The organism is Sphingomonas sp. SFZ2018-12, from assembly GCF_022496715.1.
Lineage (GTDB): Bacteria > Pseudomonadota > Alphaproteobacteria > Sphingomonadales > Sphingomonadaceae > Sphingomonas.
On record NZ_WTFM01000001.1, the window covers coordinates 37,269 to 54,011 of the forward strand.

Annotated in this window: 20 protein-coding genes; 6 read left to right on the plus strand and 14 right to left on the minus strand. The window is 63.7% G+C overall.

Annotated features, from left to right (window positions below; all coding sequences use genetic code 11):
* Positions 1-73: 73 nt before the first annotated feature.
* Positions 74-634 (minus strand): GNAT family N-acetyltransferase, encoded by a 561-nt coding sequence (locus GO308_RS00180; RefSeq protein WP_231727473.1) that lies wholly within the window; start codon positions 632-634, stop codon positions 74-76.
* Between the two features lie 77 nt (positions 635-711).
* Positions 712-843: a helix-turn-helix domain-containing protein gene (locus GO308_RS00185; protein ID WP_231729698.1), complete on the minus strand. Its 132-nt coding sequence runs from the start codon at positions 841-843 to the stop codon at positions 712-714.
* Between GO308_RS00185 and GO308_RS00190 the strand changes: the two genes are divergently transcribed.
* Positions 778-1,107: a hypothetical protein gene (locus tag GO308_RS00190; RefSeq protein WP_240885225.1), complete on the plus strand. Its 330-nt coding sequence runs from the start codon at positions 778-780 to the stop codon at positions 1,105-1,107. The genes GO308_RS00185 and GO308_RS00190 overlap by 66 nt on opposite strands.
* Positions 1,108-1,241: 134 nt before the next feature.
* Here the strand turns inward: GO308_RS00190 and GO308_RS00195 are convergent, their stop codons facing one another.
* The 6 genes from GO308_RS00195 to GO308_RS00220 all read right to left on the minus strand — a co-directional run bounded on the left by GO308_RS00195 (position 1,242) and on the right by GO308_RS00220 (position 6,237).
* A complete protein-coding gene (locus GO308_RS00195) occupies positions 1,242-1,673 on the minus strand; it encodes a VOC family protein (RefSeq protein WP_240883464.1) in 432 nt (143 codons plus the stop codon).
* A 151-nt stretch (positions 1,674-1,824) separates the two neighbouring features.
* Complete coding sequence (locus tag GO308_RS00200) at positions 1,825-2,835, minus strand: alpha/beta hydrolase (protein WP_240883465.1); 1,011 nt, start codon at positions 2,833-2,835, stop codon at positions 1,825-1,827.
* Between the two features lie 83 nt (positions 2,836-2,918).
* A complete protein-coding gene (locus GO308_RS00205; RefSeq protein WP_066476982.1) occupies positions 2,919-3,818 on the minus strand; it encodes an alpha/beta hydrolase-fold protein in 900 nt (299 codons plus the stop codon).
* Entirely contained in the window at positions 3,809-4,945 is a 1,137-nt protein-coding gene (locus GO308_RS00210) for a hypothetical protein (RefSeq protein WP_240883466.1), read from the minus strand. The genes GO308_RS00205 and GO308_RS00210 overlap by 10 nt, the downstream gene beginning before the upstream one ends.
* Positions 4,942-5,253, minus strand: coding sequence for a PadR family transcriptional regulator (locus tag GO308_RS00215; RefSeq protein WP_066548919.1), 312 nt, complete (start codon positions 5,251-5,253; stop codon positions 4,942-4,944). The genes GO308_RS00210 and GO308_RS00215 overlap by 4 nt, the downstream gene beginning before the upstream one ends.
* Positions 5,254-5,502: 249 nt before the next feature.
* A complete protein-coding gene (locus GO308_RS00220) occupies positions 5,503-6,237 on the minus strand; it encodes a YafY family protein (RefSeq protein WP_240883467.1) in 735 nt (244 codons plus the stop codon).
* Positions 6,238-6,362: 125 nt separating this feature from the next.
* Here GO308_RS00220 and GO308_RS00225 point away from each other — a divergent pair, with 125 nt between their 5' ends.
* The 5 genes from GO308_RS00225 to GO308_RS00245 all read left to right on the plus strand — a co-directional run bounded on the left by GO308_RS00225 (position 6,363) and on the right by GO308_RS00245 (position 11,902).
* Complete coding sequence (locus GO308_RS00225) at positions 6,363-6,815, plus strand: VOC family protein (RefSeq protein WP_240883468.1); 453 nt, start codon at positions 6,363-6,365, stop codon at positions 6,813-6,815.
* A gap of 621 nt (positions 6,816-7,436) precedes the next feature.
* Entirely contained in the window at positions 7,437-8,588 is a 1,152-nt protein-coding gene (locus tag GO308_RS00230) for an AraC family transcriptional regulator (RefSeq protein WP_240883469.1), read from the plus strand.
* An 82-nt stretch (positions 8,589-8,670) separates the two neighbouring features.
* A complete protein-coding gene (locus tag GO308_RS00235) occupies positions 8,671-9,384 on the plus strand; it encodes a CPBP family intramembrane glutamic endopeptidase (RefSeq protein WP_240883470.1) in 714 nt (237 codons plus the stop codon).
* 173 nt (positions 9,385-9,557) lie between these two features.
* Positions 9,558-9,731, plus strand: coding sequence for a hypothetical protein (locus tag GO308_RS00240; RefSeq protein WP_240883471.1), 174 nt, complete (start codon positions 9,558-9,560; stop codon positions 9,729-9,731).
* Positions 9,732-10,288: 557 nt separating this feature from the next.
* Positions 10,289-11,902: a hypothetical protein gene (locus tag GO308_RS00245; protein ID WP_240883472.1), complete on the plus strand. Its 1,614-nt coding sequence runs from the start codon at positions 10,289-10,291 to the stop codon at positions 11,900-11,902.
* An 83-nt stretch (positions 11,903-11,985) separates the two neighbouring features.
* Here GO308_RS00245 and GO308_RS00250 read toward each other — a convergent pair whose 3' ends face one another.
* From GO308_RS00250 to GO308_RS00275, 6 genes are all read right to left on the minus strand, one after another.
* Positions 11,986-12,432, minus strand: coding sequence for a hypothetical protein (locus tag GO308_RS00250; protein WP_240883473.1), 447 nt, complete (start codon positions 12,430-12,432; stop codon positions 11,986-11,988).
* Positions 12,433-12,436: 4 nt separating this feature from the next.
* Positions 12,437-13,876, minus strand: a complete 1,440-nt coding sequence (locus tag GO308_RS00255) for a hypothetical protein (RefSeq protein ID WP_240883474.1) — start codon at positions 13,874-13,876, stop codon at positions 12,437-12,439.
* Positions 13,877-13,960: 84 nt separating this feature from the next.
* Positions 13,961-14,401 (minus strand): hypothetical protein, encoded by a 441-nt coding sequence (locus tag GO308_RS00260; protein WP_240883475.1) that lies wholly within the window; start codon positions 14,399-14,401, stop codon positions 13,961-13,963.
* 137 nt (positions 14,402-14,538) lie between these two features.
* Positions 14,539-15,405, minus strand: coding sequence for a DUF1521 domain-containing protein (locus GO308_RS00265; RefSeq protein WP_066477007.1), 867 nt, complete (start codon positions 15,403-15,405; stop codon positions 14,539-14,541).
* 45 nt (positions 15,406-15,450) lie between these two features.
* The gene (locus GO308_RS00270; protein WP_240883476.1) at positions 15,451-15,867 is read right to left on the minus strand and encodes a hypothetical protein; all 417 of its coding nucleotides are present in this window, start codon (positions 15,865-15,867) and stop codon (positions 15,451-15,453) included.
* 120 nt (positions 15,868-15,987) lie between these two features.
* Positions 15,988-16,683 (minus strand): DUF6683 family protein, encoded by a 696-nt coding sequence (locus GO308_RS00275; RefSeq protein ID WP_240883477.1) that lies wholly within the window; start codon positions 16,681-16,683, stop codon positions 15,988-15,990.
* Between the last annotated feature and the right edge of the window lie 60 nt (positions 16,684-16,743).

The window sequence follows — 16,743 nt, forward strand, 5'->3', positions numbered from 1 at the left end:
GCGATTTCCCGGGTAGCGACGGATCAGCGCTGACCACCCCGGACCACGTTGCAGACCGTTCGCCTGCTCCGGATCATGTGCAGGCGGCAGCGATCAGCTGCTGAGCGCTGTCAACCGTCAATGCAGGTGCCGCTAACACCACGGATGTCTCGATCTGCCGTTCGGGCACATCCCAATATGTCTTCGGGAGTTGCGCCATTACCGGTTCGGGGACGAGCCCGAAACCATGTCTCCGATAGAAACCTATGGCCCAGTAAGCAGCGGCCCAAGTTCCGATCAGGATGGGAGAAGTCCCAGTGCCACGCAGGTGGTGGATCAAAGCCGAGCCGATCCCGAGGCCTTGGTGATCCGATAGCACGTAGGCATGCCTGATCAGGCGGACGTTGCGAACATGCTGTATGCCCATCACGCCGACCAAGTGACCGTTGATGGTGTAGCCCGTGAACCGGACCCCGGCAGCGACCTCGGCTTCCAGCTCATCCGATGGCATACAAGGCTCATGCCAGCGATCGTCGGGGATCACGCCTTTGTATGCGACTGCGGCATCATTGATGATGGCATTGATTTGCTGGTTTTCGCGCTTGGAACACAGCTTGATGGCATGGGGGCGGGCATCTTTTGCATTCCGGTCCACTGACTTCCCCCCGACAGCTGCGGTGCACGGGACCTATCCGAGCGGCACGTTACGATCTTGAATGAAATTGCAGCCGCTCAGCGCATGGCCGCAGCATAGGCACCCGGGGTCATGCCGAAGCGCCGAACGAATGCGCGGTGGAAATGGCTCTGGTCAGCAAAGCCTGCCTCGCAGCCAGCGTCGGCGAGGCCAACGCCGCTGCGGATCAGCGATTTGCCCAGTTCGAGCCGCCGCTGGATGATGTAGGCATGCGGGGTCAGACCCGTGCCGAGGCCAGCGATGCCGAGCGCCAAGAGTTTGCCGAGGCTCTGCTGCTGCAAGCAGCCATGCTGGGATCGGGCCTTGATCAATGGGCGCGCGAACCTGAGATGCTTGAACGGCTTGCCAAGGCCGCACGTCAAGGGGCGCTGGCGAGCGGGCTCGACCTGGCCAAGATGACGCTCACGCCCGATGGCTTTGTCTCATGCAGATAATGTGCCCGTCGCCTGTTCGTCAGTTGCTCTCGACAGGAAAACCGTACATCCGTTATCCATCCCGCCGCGATCAGGAGCGGCGTGGAATCCTTATAGATGTCTTCAAAACAACCTCCCTAGAAGGCACTGCACGATCAATCGTCGAAAACCTGTACGCCCTTCGACGAATCGCTTCGGTAGTGAGCTAATCTTGTTTCGATATCGCCGACGTGAACCTCCAGCTTGTGTCCATCCGGATCCAGGAAGTAGATCGACGCCCCTTCGCTTATATTGTTCTTCCAGACTTTGCAGGCTTCTCGCAGTCTCGCACTGATCTCAGCGAATTCGCCGTCAGGGACGCTGAATGCGAAATGCGTGTAGTCTGGATGCGGTGACGTTCTCACAAGATCGTCACGCGATAGGCATAGCCAGAGTGTGCCAGCCTCCAAGTAGGCACCATCATTCCACAATGCCCGGACAGAACAACCGAGGACGTCTCGGTAAAACGTTACGGACCGCTGTACGTCGGCCACGGCCAGTGTGATGTGGTTCAGCCCGCATACGCCTGCACTTTTGTGCTCGTTCATTTGGAAGCCCGGGCTTGAAGAAACGAAATTTCGCCTTGTTCGAAGTTATTCAGTCCCATCGCTTTTGGCCCCAATCGGCGAGAACAGCTCCCCGCCGGCGTGTTGATGGTCGGGCTTCGATCACCGCCTACCTCGCTCGTCCTGCGATCACTCACAACATCTTCATGTCGCGCAGCCACTCTTCAAGATGCTGCGGCCAGCGGCGGGTGATCGGATCCGCAGTCGGCCGCATGCCGAAGGCATGTCCTCCCTTTGCATAAAGCCGCATGTCGACCGGTACGCCAGCGTCATTGAGTGCAAGGGCGTAAGCCATCGGCTCGCGCACATCGTCGACGGAATCGTTCATCGCATGAATGATGAGCGTGGGCGGCGCGTCCGGGCTGATCTCGACCCAGGGCTGCAGTTCCAGACTGTTCCTGCCCTTGCTGTTGTCCAGCACGCGAGCGTTATAAGCAACAACGGCGAAGTCCGGCCGCGGTGATTGCTGATCCGCCGCGTCGGTCAAGGGGTAGGTCCGTTCGACCGTGTTGCTCATGTTGATGACGAGATAGGCGCCTGCCGAAAACCCGATCGCTCCGATCCTGTGCGGATCGATGCCATAGGTCGAGGCCCGTTCGCGCAGCAGACTGATGGCGCGCTGCGCATCTTCCAGGCCCAGCAAGACCTTTGGTCGCTGCTGTTTCCCATCAACTCGCGGCCAGACTTGCGGCGTACGGTATTTGAGCATGGCGCAGGTCATGCCTTGCCGGGTGACCCAGTCGCACACTTCGGTGCCTTCGAGGTCGGTTGCCACAGCGTAGAATCCACCTCCGGGAATGACGAGCATGGCGGCGCCGGTGTTGCGACCCTTCGGACGATAGATCGTCATGGTCGGCCGGGTGACATAGGTCGCCCAATGCCATTTGCGCCCGCCCACCAGCGGCGAGCCATTGCCGGTATATTCAGGATGAGCGCCGCTGTCCGGCTGCGCCAAGGGAACGTTCGCAGGCCAGAGAGGCAGCTGCGTTCCTCCATCGTCCGGTTCCCAGACCCCTTCCTTCTCCACCTTCGGAACCTCGATCCTTTCGGGCGATGATTCCTGCTCGTTGGCTTGGCCGCAGGCAGAACCAGAAATGCCCAGACACAAGAGTAAGGAGGTCACTAAAATGAGATGTCGCGGCACGTTTCAAGCCCTTGTTTTTAATCAGCAATGTTTTGCGATGCTCGCTTCCCAAGCCTCATCATCATGTTCCCCTTTTGTGGCCGTCACGCGACCAGAAACGCGGCAACCGAGGGCGCGTCCAATGCGCAGTGCCCCCCGTAAAGCGGATGCCACTCGGTCTGGACGGCGCGGGCGCGGGCCCGCTCGGCCAGTGCCTGTGTTCCCTCGAAATTGCCGAAGGCGTCATACAGTCCGTTCGACAGATAGAGCGCCGGGGACTGGGGCCCTGCCTGCTCGATCAAGGTCAGCGGTGAGGTGGCGCGCCACTCGCGGTCATTGCTGTAGTGACGGCGGGCCAGCATCCAGATGCCGAAGGCGACCTTCGGATCAGCGCCAGTACGAACCAAGCCGGCCCTGATTTCACTGATCGGCGCAAAGGGAGAGACCTTGTAGACGCCGGGGCACAGCGCGGCGATGCGGGCAAAGCGATCAGGATAGGCCAGCCCCGCGATCAGCACATTGAGCCCGCCCATCGATTCCCCCAACAGGATACGCCGCCGCGGCGTGCCCAGCTTTTTCTCGATGGCAGGAAACCGCTCGATCATGTCCTCCAGCAAACCGCTGTCGGGGGCAGCGCCCTTGGGGGACAGCAGCCAGCTTCCGCCATAGGACAGCGTCACCACCGTCGGCGGGCGAACGCCCTTTGCCTGCCACTGCGCCTGGAGCAGGCCCGTGTAATAGGTCGCGTCGTTCCAGATGCGCTCGTCGAGATTGCGGCCATGCAGGTGATAGACAATATCGCCATTGGTCCCTCCGCGCGCGCGGTAGACGCAGTACTTCATGGGCCCGTCGCTGGCGCATTCCTCTGACGCGGGGGTGAAGGCTACGGTCTGCGCGCCCTGCGGTGTCGTCAGCGTGCGCCAGGCCCAATAGCCGCAAGCCAACAGGACGGCGACCAAACCTAGGGTGATCGCACGGCGGGGATGGCGCAGGGTCAGGCGCATGACGTTCTCCTCGGGAACAGGCGGGCCAAGTTGTCGGGCTGCGAGCGTGCGGACTGCTTGACGGCGGAATGAAGCCCTTGGCGGGCCAGCGGCGTTGGCGGAAGCATGCAGGCGCTGAGCAGGTATCCGATGATCGCGCTGCCGCCGTATCCCACCAGCGGCGTCGGATAACTGCCGATCACAGCAGCCAGAATGATCGCGAGCCAGATTGCGCCGAATACCGCGCATTGCCGCGCGCAATCGCTGTCACGGGGGCCGAAGGCTGCAGCTGGCAACAACAGCAGCGCGCCTGCGCTCGCTACAGCAAAGCCGAGCAGCGGGTGCACCTGCCAGGTCTGCGTGAACACGCCCTCGGTAAAGCGCACCGGGGGAAGGTTGTCGGCTCGCACCAGCGTGGCCCCAAAGCCTGACGCGCTTGCCGCGAGCACAATAGCCACCTGCCGGTTGCGGTGCAGCAGCCAGAGCATCGCGATCCCTGCTACCATCGCGCCTGCCATCGCCCGGTCGGGTTGCATCGCCATGGCCACCGCAGCAACCACCAGCGCCGCCGCGCCCGCAGCCGTGGTCTTGCGCGCGAACATCGTCAACAGGGCGGGCAGCAGGATCAGGCTCGATTGCACCAGCAGCGGCCCGGCCGCGACCCAACGCACAACGCCATGTGAGGCAACTCCGAACAGGCTCGTCAGCACCAGCAATCCGGCCATGCTGAGCGCTGCGATGGCGCGTCCACGGTCAGAAGCGCCTTGCCAGACTGCCGCGCTCGCCAGCAGCGCCAGACCGACGCCAAGCGAGGCAAGGTTCACGAGGATCATGGATGACGATGCGTCGGCAACGTGGAGATGGATCACGCCGATCATCACGGCCGCCGTGGCAGCCAGAGCGGCAAGACGGCGCGGCCCGAGGCGGTCGCTGGCAAGGCCAAGACCATCGCTCAGCCGGGTCTTGATGAAGGTGAGCGCGAGACCCGAGCCTGCCCCGGCGGCAAAGCGCAGTGCCTCACCGTCGTCGGCAATGGCCGCAGCTTCGGCCCGCACCGCCTCAGCCCAGTTCTGCATATGAGCGGGTGTCAGCCCGACCAGTCGGCCAAGGATCCAGTTGGACAATTGGCGCAGGGCCCTGCGGCTCATATGCGCACCTCCCGCAGCGAGGAGCGATCCGCGCCCGCCGGCACGATGGGGTTGGCTCGCGCCACCTCGATCCCCGCTGCCGTCAGCCTGTAAATGTGGCGGGGCGGACGACCGGTTTCGGCGGGCGGCTGCCATTCGGTTTCAAGCAGGCCTCTCTCTTCCAGGCGGATCAGCAAGGGGTAGAGCGTGCCCGATTTGATCCCGGTGATTTTGGCCAGATCATAGCCATAGGACCAGGATCCGGCTTTATCGAGCAGAGCGGCGAGTACCCGCCTGGCAGCTGGCGAAAAGGAGCGTGTGCGAGTCATGTGGCAATAACTCTACCTATGTAGAGTTGGCGTCAAGTTGTTTGTCGATCAGACTCTGGGAAGAAGGGCGGCACTCACTGGTCAGGCAACGTGCTGGTCGACGAGCGGGCTTGCCGAGGAAAACATCGAACCGCTTCTCAACGCATGGCAGAGGTCTGTCGAGGCGGGGCGCGATGTAGAGCACGACATGCTGCAATTCGTGCCCTGAGCTGCGCCTGCGTTCTTGACAGGTTCTAGCCAGCACCAGCTTCAGCAATCTTTGGGCGCAGCCGCGGGATTTTGCTCCTGACGCTTGTCGTCTTCGGCACGGACATATCGTTCCCGCTCCTTGTCCATGGCGTCGCGCCATCTGGTGCGTAGAACCTGAGCGCGCTCAGGAATGACCTGCTCCAGAACGTCCATTGAGAGCATCCGGTCGGTTCGGAAAAAACGGAAGTCGCCGCGCAGTTCGCACCAGGCGGCCAGAATTCTACCGGCGTCGCGGTAGCCCAGCATGACTGGCCAGATTGTCCGCTCGCTGCTGCTTTCCAAAGAATCGCGGTAGACGATGTGAACCTTGCGCCGGTCACGGATAGCGCGCCGCAAGGAAGCACTGCTGATCAGGTCGGCGGATGGTGGGACGGGTGCGACCGAGGTGGTCGGAACCGCGATCTGACCACGCAGCTCCTCCGGCACGACGGCCTCGAGCTTGGCAATGAGGTTGCGCGCGGCAAGCGCCATCTCCGGTTCGCCACGGGTCAGGACCCAGTTCGCGCCGAGAATGGCTGCATCGAGCTCGTCAGGGGTAAGCATCAGCGGCGGAAGATCGAACCCCCGCTCAAGGACATATCCGACACCTGCCTCGCCCCGGATCGGCACCCGCAACGCCAGCAGGGCAGCTATGTCGCGATAAACGGATCTTTTCGACACCTCCAGTTCACTGGCAATGGTCTCGGCCGTGAGGGGCGTACGCACACGTCGCAGGATCTGCAGGATCTCAAACAATCGCTCCGCACGCCGCACCGAGCACTCCTCTATCGGCTGACATGCATAGTCGTAGCATGCTGACAGCATGTTGGCAGCAGAGCCGTGGCACATGGTGTCACACTTCAAGAAGGAGGGATGAAGCTATGAAACTGCGGCAAGCCCTGATTGCGACCTTGGTTGCTGGAGCGCCGACCACGCAAGCCACCCCTGCGATGGCGCCGTCGATCTCCGTGGAGCGGTTCGGCCTCTACGTCCTTGCGGACGATGTCGAACGGTCCGCGCGCTTCTATGAGGTGCTTCTGGAGACGTCGCCCGAAGTGCGAACCCCTGCATTGATCGGTTTCAACATGGCGGGCGGTTTGTTCGGCATCGTCTCGCGCAAAGCCTATGCCGCCAATGAGCCGCGAGCCGGAAGCGTCCGGCCGTACATCAAGGTCGCCGATATCGAGCAGGCCTTCGCGCATGCCTCTTCAATTGCGCCCGACAGCATTGAGGCGCCCGGCATCGTGAGCGAGGGACCTTTCAGGTTCTTCCGCATGACTGATCCTGACGGCAACGTCCTCGAGTTCTTCGAGTTCAAGCCGAGCGCTGGCTGAGCATGTCCGACGGGAGCTCCCAGTGGCTTATTGGGCGATAGGGTGGCGAACAGAGCTTCAGCTTTGGCCGTCCCCAATCCAAAAACTGGGCCGGAGTGTGTCTCCGGCCCTCTTTTGCAGGCAGCGGGCGACAACTTCGGGAAGCACCCGAGCGCCCGGTCGTCGGCTCGATGAACCTTCGTTCTGGGCTATTCGCACCCCATTTCAGGCAACGCGGACGAATGCATCGGTCACGCGTCAAGCTTCTTCGATCGTGATCCTCGGGATTCCTCGGGAAGACGAAATTCTGTATCTCGACGTCGGCTGCCCTCAAGGATTGGAGGAAAACCAAATGAAGTCGCAACTGATAGCGATGCCTGTATGGCGTCGGTGGCGAGGGGCGTTGGCACATCACCCAATTAGCCTGATAACGGTCTTGGTCAGAGCGAGAGGTTCAACCCTTCTGAGGGGGCTGCTTTTTGACGCTGACAAACGGCAGGCGTCGTGGAGTGAGACTTCGATTCTGAACGACTGAAAGCTTGTCGGTTTGAGGGTTTCGGCTTCAGAGGAAAAAATGACCTAAGCAGCCGGGCAGGTTTCGGGATCGCCCCGCGTTGCCGGCGATGGCTGTTCACGGGGGGGATGCACGGGGCAAATCCCGTATTGAACCATCGGATTTGGCGCTATTATCTGGACATGATCATCGGACAACTGGACCTAGTCTTACGTATTGGGTCTCTGAGCATTCTGTTTCTGCTTGCATGGCTTTTGTTCGGCCAGAAACGCCGGGTTGGGTTGCCGGCTCTGCTGTTTGCGCCTTTGGCTGTGTGCCTGGCTGGCTTCCTCCTTGGCAATACGCCGCTCGTATCGTTCCAGCCTGCAGGGCTGGTGGGAAATCTTGCGAGCGCAGCAAGCGGGTTCACAGTCATTTTTCTGTGGTGGTTTGCCCTGTCTTGCTTTGACAGCCGGTTCCGGTTGCAGGGTGGCGTTTTGATGGTCGGGCTTGCTTGGGCGGGTATTGCGGCAGCCGGCCGGGGGCTGCTGGGAAACAGGCTCGCCGATGCCGGGTTATCGCATGCGCTTGTGATGATGGGCTTCGGGATCGTCGCCCATCTTGTCTGGCGCCTTCTGGATGAGCGGCAGGGCGACCTGATCGAGCAGCGCTACAACGCGCGCGTTCTGGTGGCGGTGCTGCTGGGCGGGATGCTGTTCATCGATCTTGCTGCGGATGTGTTATTCGGTTTTGATTGGCGGCCGCTTGCTTTCTCCATGGCCCAGAACGCCATGATCCTCGGGTTCGGCGTATGGCTGGCAGGTCGGGTTCTCACAGTTCGGGGCGATGCTTTATTCTTTGGCGTGGTTGAAGCCCGTGCAGTTGCTCCCGAGCCCATTCCTGACGGGACCTCTGACCGAACTGACCCACTGCACGCCCGGCTGTGCACCCTGATCGAGGACAATAGGGTGCATCTCGATCCCGAGCTGACATTTCCGAAGTTTGTCGAGCTTATGGCGGCGCCGGAGCGCGCCGTCAGGACGCTGATAAACCAGCAGTTGAGCCACGATCATTTCCGCGCCTTCCTGAATACCCACCGGATCTTGGAGGCGCGCCGTTTGCTCCAGGAACGGGATCGCAACGAAAAGCTGATCACGATCGCGTTGGACAGCGGCTTTGCCTCTCTGGCCAGCTTCAACCGCGCCTTCCGAGCCATTGTAGGTTGCACGCCGAGCGAATATCGGGCTGCCGCCCTTCACAACGCCGGAACTGCTCTCAGTAGCCCCGAAGCCGGGTTCTGAGGAAAGAAATTCCGTCTTCTGAGGAGCGTGACCGGCGGTCATGCGCTAGCCACCGTGCTCACCGAAACGGAAGGGCGGCTGCGTGAACGGACTGATCGGACTAGCGGGGACCTTGGCTATTCTGCTTTTTCTGGGAGCAGTTTTGGGCCTCGCCGACCGGCGCAATTTCTCGGTGCGCTGGCTCGCCATTGCTGCCTTGCTGGTGGCGATCAACGATGTCCTTCTGACGCGCTGCTATGGCTTGCTGCCAGATCTGATTGGAGGGGCGTGGAACTGGCAAGGCAAGTTTATGGCTTTGGCAGTCACCATCGCTATTGCGGCCCGCCCGGCCTTTGGGTTCCGCCAGGTCGGATTAACCTTGTCGCACGAACCGGGCAGTCTGAAGGCTGCGGTCCCCGTTGCTGTTGCCTATTGCGCCTTCTTCGTTGTCATCGCCATGGTCTTCCCTGCCGACCAACCCAGCGCAGAAGACGTCGCATTCCAGATGACAATGCCTGGCCTGGAGGAAGAGCCGTTCTATCGCGGCGTCCTGCTTTTCGCGCTCGATCAGGCTTTCCGCGGACGCAAGCGGCTGTTTGGCGTTGATTGGGGCTGGGGGGCCGTGTTGTCGTCATTCCTGTTCGGCATGACGCACGCGTTCGGTTATGCCGATGGTGGCTTCTCGTTCGATCCGGTCACCATGGCACTGACCGGTATTCCATCCTTTATCGCGGTATGGCTGCGCCTACGGACTGGAAGCTTGGTGGTCCCCATTGTGCTTCACAATTTCGGCAACTCTTTTTCATTTCTTGTATGAACCACCACGCGCCTTTCGATCTCGAAGTAGTAGGCGTTGCGCTAGCGCTTTCCATGATTCCGAGTGTCGAGGCGATCTTGCGCTACGAATCGAATGATCCAATGGCTAAGACAGCAGATCAGCTCGGGGAGCCATGCAAACGATAGACGGGGCGTTTGGCACTTGACGCAACGATGACGACGATCGGCATCATCGGCGCGGGCGAGGTTGGCACCCACGTCGCTCGTGCCGAAGTTAAGAGCGCCAACTCGCGGCGACACCTCACTGACGTTTCACCCCCTCAGGATTCGAACTATGTCGCAGCCTATCATCGTCGCGTTTACGACTATGAGATCGCTGCTTTGTGATCGATCGCAGTGAATGCGACCTAAGCGCATTTCACGGCGACTAACGGCGGTGAATGGCGCGCCGGGAAAGATTCGAACTATTCGCTGGTCGTGAGGCTACCTAAATGAGCTTCGTCCGCTTTCGGGTGGCGCCGATCTACGGCTGAGCGTCCGACTTTGGGGCGCTAAGCGGCCACCCGATGTCAGCGTGATCGATCACATCTCTGACCCGATGTGGGGAAAAGTGTGGGGTAGACGAAGTCTGGGTTCAGAAAAACGTGATTAATATAGGACCTTAGAGCGCAATAAGGGGTGCCTCCGTCTCCGCCACATGGCTATCCGGTCCGCCTCGTCGCGGAACGTCGAGAGGGTCCGCCGGGCCGGATCTGGAATCCGCGCGCATGGGTGTCCGCGCCGACGGGATGTTGCCCTCCGGCGCTAGTCGTTCCGATTATTGCGTGGTGACGGCACCAGTCGGACACTTCGCTCCCACCATAACCGGAGTTCGCGTGATGACCGGGCAGCTCGCAGGCGTAACCGCCAACCTATTTTCCGCGCCCCCATCGGATGACGCGCGTTTGTCGGCGCAAGCGGTCAATTCCCTGCCGCGCGATGGGTTGGGCATCGACGTCGGCACGCTGGGTGCCGAGATCGCGCTGCGGTTCGGCGGTGATCCCCAGCGCATCCGGGCGGAGGCGAACGCGCTTCAGGCGGTACTGACGCCCGTCGAGCAGGGTGAACTGGCCCGCGCGCTGGCGGGCCGGGACCAGGTTTCGACCACCCTCGTCGCCGCGCGCACCGATTCACCAAACCGGCATGCACCCGAAACGCGGCTCGGCAACCCGATCTGGGGCACGCGCGTCGCCGGCATGGAAGCGCAATTGCAGCGCGAGTCCCAGCTTCAGCGCGGCGTGAACGCCGATTACTCGCGGGACCTTGCAACCTCTGCGGGTGATGTCGACGAGCTTGTCAGCGGCTTTGGCCGGAGCGATTATCGCCAGGCCGTCCCGCGTGAGCGCGTGTCGACCGAAAGCGGCAACCCGCTGGCCGTCGACGCGATTTCCCAGCGCAATGCCGAACTGACCATCCGCGACCTGACCCGGCGCATCGGCGCGAACGACGCCGAACTGCAGCGCCTGACCGCCGAGAATATCGGCCTGTCCGCGCGGATCGGCATCAACATCGTCGGCAACAACCGCGAACTCGAGCAGCGGCGCGATGCCAATACCAACCGGATCGCCGAGCTGGTCGTCGACAACGTCTCGCTGTCGCTCGAGCGGAACAAGGCGGTGAACGACGCCCGGTTGCAGGCGAGCCGGCCCGAAAATGCGAACATGTATCGCGCGCTTGCGGGCGGGGCGGAAGCCGGACGGCCGCCGGTCATTTTCATCAACGGGGTGAACACCGACGTCAATCGGTCGGCGATGCAGGCGATGGAGCTTTCGGCGCTGTTCCGCGCGCCGGTGGATCACGTGGTCAACGTGTCGTCGATGGACAAGATGATCTCGGTCGGCCGCAACGTGCTCGAGGACAATCCATCCAACCGCCTGCCCGACCTCAACGTCACCGATCAGCGGCTTCAGCAGCTGATGTCGGGCAATCGCCAGGCGGCCGCAACTGCGGCAAACGCGATCCTCGACCAGCTCCTGAACGGCGACGGAAAGGTGAAGTTGATCGGCTACAGCCAGGGTGCCGCGATCGGCAACGAGGCGCTGCGGATGGTCAACGACTATTTGCGCAACAGCCAGGGCATGAGCGAGAGCGCGCGCGCGCAGATGCTAAGCCGCGTCGAGTTTCTGGGGATCGGCCCCGCAGCGGGCGAGCGTCATATCGCGCGCAGCTTTGCCGGCTCGTCCCAGAATCCGGGCGTGCGCGACATTCCCGAACTGCGGGCGGTCAATTACCATACGCTGTCGGATCGCAACGATCCGATCCCGGCCCTGCTCAACGTCAGCAATCCGGATGGGTCGTCGCCGGCGACGACCAATATCGGGCGTGCGCTGCAGGCCGCGGTCCGGCTCGCTTCGCCGACCGGAATCCTGCCGCATCTGTCGTATTTCGAAAGCTATGCCACGACCGATCCGGGGAGCCAGTACAATGCGCAGGTGGCGGTGAAGCTGCACGAATGGTATGCGGGCAAGGCGTTGCCTGACAACATCCTGTTGTCGCCGAACGATCGCCAGGGGCGATAGCGCCGCCAAGCCGACACGTCCCCGCAGCGGGTGAGCTGCGGGGAGCTTGCGCATCCCGCGCGTTTTCGCCCTGGGGACCCCGGCTATTGCGGTGACGACAGCGCCAGTGTCGCGTCGTTGCGGAGCACCATCGCCGGCACGATCGCGCCCCCTTTCGGATCGACCCGCAGCACCGCGTACAGGGCGTCGCCCGAATGCCAGGCCACCAGTTCGGCGTCGCGGAGCTGGACATCGCCCAGGTCGAGCCGCGTCCAGCCCGGCGGCAGGTCGCGCGCGACCAGCGGGGCGAGCGCGCCGGCATCGGGCGCGACGGTGTAAAGCCGGCCCTGCAACTTGCCCCATTCGGGCTCCAGCCGGTCGAGCGCCCCGGTCATCGCCCGCACCAGCCGCCGGTTCAGCGCGTCGCCGATGGGCGGCTCGGCGTGCGCGACGAATGCGGATGGACGCGCCGGAGGCGCCTTGGGCGTCGCGGCCGGCGAACAGGCCGCGATCGCCATCATCAGCATCAGTCCCGCGCGCACGCCCGTCACGCGCCTATGGCTTGGCGAGGCGCGCGACGGTCGCCAGCGTGTCCTCGAACGCGCTCACGACGGCGTCGCCCACGCCCAGCTCGCGCGTGCGCTTGTCCACCGGCAATGCTGCGTTTTCCAGCCGGATGCCGGCATCGGCGCTTTCGTTGCGGATGGCACCGCTGACCGCGAACTGCACCCATTCCTTGGCGACGCTGGCGGTGGTGCCGACCGCACTGGCGGCAGGCCCGCCGACCTTGGCTTTGTCGACCACGGTCAGTGCCGATTTGAGGACGGCGGTGGTCATCGCGCGCTCCGCCGCGACATCGGCATCGATGGATTTCACCGCCGCATGAACCGACCCCACGAAATAGCCGAGCGTCCCGGCATTGGGCAGGCGCTCCTGATCGGTATTGGCGACGATTTCACTGCGATAAAGCCGTTCGACCGCGTTCTCGTTTCCGGCGTTCCCGACCTGAAGGCGGCCCATCTGCTCGCCCAGTTCGGCGGCACGGCCCTGGTTCAGCATTTCCTTGGCATAGGCCGCGAAATCGCTGCCGTCGCGCGTTTCGGCATTATAGGTGAGTTCCCGCATCACGCCGGTCGTGTTGCTGTTGATCACCTGGGTCAAGCCGTCGACCATCGTGCGGGTCGCTTGAGTCTTGCCGACCGTTGTCAAGCCGCCGATGACATCATTGACATCGCGCACGCTGCGCAAGGTGCCGACCCCGGCGTCAAAGATCTGCGCCTTCAGATCGGCGTTCGAGGTGCTGGCGGCTGCCTCCATGATCCCGCCATAGGCCTTGGCGTCCCAGCTCGCGACGTTGACAGCGACGCCAGCGGTCGCGTTGGTGGTGACTCGCGCGTCGATCGATGAGGCGAGCACGTCGGGCAGCTTGTCGCCAATGGCGCGAAAGGCCGCCTCCGCGTTGGCCCCGCGCATTGATCCGATGACGAGCCCGACCGCGTTGGCTTCTGCGTCCTCACGCCGCAGCGTCGATGCGCCGACCCCGGAGTCGACGATCGTGCCACGCGCTACATCAGACTTCTGGGCGGCGATGTAGGCGAGCTTTGCCTGGGGCGACCCATGCGTGGCGATCGCCTGGCCAAGTTCCGACACCGGCTCGAAGCCGCCTGTGCGCTTGTCGGTACCGGCAAAAGCGTCGCTGAGCGTGGCGAGGCTTTGTCCGTCAAGCTTGCGCGCCATGTCGGCAAAGAAGGCCTTGCGCTCGTTTGCGCTCAGTCCGCCGAGACCGAGCGGCGATCCGTCCATGATCTCGCCCGCGACGCGGCCGAGCTTCCCCGACTTGGCGAGATCGTCGATCAGGCGATCGGCATCGGCGGCCTTCAGGCCGGTGATCTCGGCGACGACGGCCTTGATCTCGCCATTGGTGACGGGGTTCAACACGCCGGTTTCCAGCCGCCGGTCGATGTTGGCGGTGGCATTCTGGACAGCAACGGACATTGGCTTACTCCGCGTTCGGTTCGTATCGCCCGCCACCATAGGGGTGCCGCCGAAGCGGGGCGCTCGACGATCCGATTATCCGGCCTAGTCGGATCGACTAGCGACCGGCGCGGGCAAATCCGCGCCGGGGGGCAGCGGCGGCAGAATCTCGATCGCACGTGGGGCCACGGCGGGCGTCGCCGATGCGGTATCCCCGTCCGTGGCAGGCGGAGCCGTATCGGCCGCGGCGGCATCGGCATGCGCCCCGGCTGCCGGTGGACGAGAGGGATCCAGGGTGCCCGGCATTGCTTCGACGCGGCGAACGACGATGCGCTGGTCTGTCGTGGTCAACGAGGTGGCGAAAGCGTCGAAACCCGCATCACCAGCGCCCGATGCGTCGCCATCGGCGGGACCTGCGCGAGTCCCCGTCGCACGAGGACGGTCGGCGGCGGCATCCATCGCCGCCGCCAGCTCGCCCCGCTCGACGGGGGTCATGGCCGCTTCAATCGACGCAAGCGCGACCTCGTCCACGCCATCCCAGATCATCGCCCGCGCCAACGCCGCGACATCGAAGCCGGCGCCATCGCGCCATTGATCGACCCATGCGTGCGCGCGGTCGGTGGTTGCCCATGAACGCGATGGTGTCGCGCCCGCCCCGGCGATGCCGTCAACGGTCATCGCGGTCAGGCGGCCTCGACCTCACGGCCGCTCAGGATGAGCGCGAAGCCGAGCAGCAGGAAATTGGCCAGGCTCTGCTGGAGTTCGTCAAAGCTGGGCAGGGTGCTGCCCGGTCCATAGGCCTCGCCGACGCGCGTGACGTCCAGGTCTGCCTGCGTCGCGACCTCGCCGGTCAGGCCCGACCGCCAGCCCGATCCCGTCGCATTCTCGTTGAGCACGAAGCCGTCGCGGGTCGCGGCATCGAGCGCGCGGCCGTTCTGCGACATCGACACCGACAGATCGCCCAGCTGGTTCTGGCTGATCCCCGTGACCACGATCGCGCGATCCTGACGTGTGATCGTCAGCTTCGACGCGACATAGGCATTGGGATTGTTGTTCCACTGTTCGGTATCGATCGTGATCTTGGTACCGTTGGCCAGCGTGAAGGTCGTCGTGCCCCAGAAGTCGAAGGCATGCTTCCCGTCGATGTCGACATGGGGGTCACCCCAGATGCGGGTGGTTTCACCGGTCGCCGTGTTGATGACGGTGATCTCCGAATTCCGCTCGTCGAGCTTCAGCCGATAGCCGTCGCCCAGGTCGATCGTCCCGGTGTGCGCGCTGTCGAGCGCGGCGGTCCATTCCCCGCCCGGCACGGGCGTGAAGGATTGCACCGGCGGCTGACCCGCTGCCGCCGCCATGCGCCCCATATGTCCGGCCTGCAGCACGAACAGGGCGTTCATCATCGCGGAGGCGAAGGGGGATGCGCCCAGCGGATTCCATGCCTGGGCGAGGATGCCCGGCGCGATCATGAAGCCTGCGTCAGCACGTGGCGCGGTCGGGGCGAGATTGAGATTGTTGATCATCGCCGACAGGTTGAAGACGGTGTTGGTCATGCCCTTGCCCCTTGTTGTGAATTGCAGGCAGCCGGAGGTCGCGTGCTAGCGCCCGGCCGTTTCGATGTGTTCCGCCGCGCGCTCGAGGAAAGCGATGACCGCGTCGGCGCTGGCCGGGGCGTCGCTGCCCACCAGCGCATCGTCGATGCGATCGAGCGTCCGGCCGTCCGCGCGCGCCGCCATGTCAGCCGCGATCGCGCCGGCAAGCCGCTCGACGGTGCGTTCGATCTCGCCGGCCTGCGCCGGAGTGGCACCGAACCGGGTCGCGATCGCATCCGCCGTCTCGCGCACCGGATAGGCGCGCGCCGCCATCGTGCCGCGCGCATCCAGCCCGAGCGCGCCCGTGACACCGGCGACCACCGAAGTTGCCAGTGCTCGCGCTTCGGCCGCCAGCGGCACCGCAGGCGATGCGCCGCCGCCAATCGGGGCAACCGGGCCGGATCCGATGCGATCGATCGTCATGTCGTGTTCGCTTTCTTCTGTGCTTTCACCGCCATATCAGCACAGCCGGGCGACGAATGCGCTCCGCGATCCGATTAGGCGCGGTAATCGGATCGACTATCCGACCCGTCTCTTGCGCTATCAACGCTTGATCAGGCCACGATCGGTCAACTCGAAATCGCCCGGATCGCCGCCGAAGACTCGGGTGCCGCCCCGGCGCGCCATCCGGCTCAATTCGGCCACGCGCGACTCCATGCCGGCGGCGACCGCCGCTTCATGAATGCCGGCGGTGATGACGCCCTGGTTGATCAGCGTTTCGGCGAATTCCTGGCGCTTGGCGTCGGTCGGCAACTTGCCGCTGATCGTCGGAAACGCCGCGCGAACCTGATCGCGGACTGCGGTCATCTGCGCGCGGGTCACGCGCCCGCGATAGTCGGTCGCGACGCCCCATTGCGCGACGAGATAGAAGGCAAGGGCATCCGCCGCGTCGTTGCGCGCCAGCCCCAGCCCGGGCGCCAGCCGGGCGAATTCGCGCATCGGCTTGCCCGACGTGACCATGGCGCGCATCTCGGCCCCGGAGCCCCGGGCGAGCTTCTCGGACTCGGTGGCCAGCGTCTGGGCGACCCGGGCGCTGACCGCGGCGCTTGGTCGGTAACGCGTTTGAACGGGCGATGCCGGCTGCGCGGCTTCGGCGGTCAACGGAATGTTGCTGACCAATATGCCATGACCGACCTGCCAGGGGTCGATCGCGGGCGACAGGTCCTGTGCGACGGCGGGGAGCGCCAGTGTGACCGCAACGGTCCACGCGGCGCCGCCGGCAACCCGCCTCGCGATCATCGCCGCCCGGCTCCCAATGAGCGCCGGAAGCCCGGATCCCGCATCACGCGCGATCGCCTG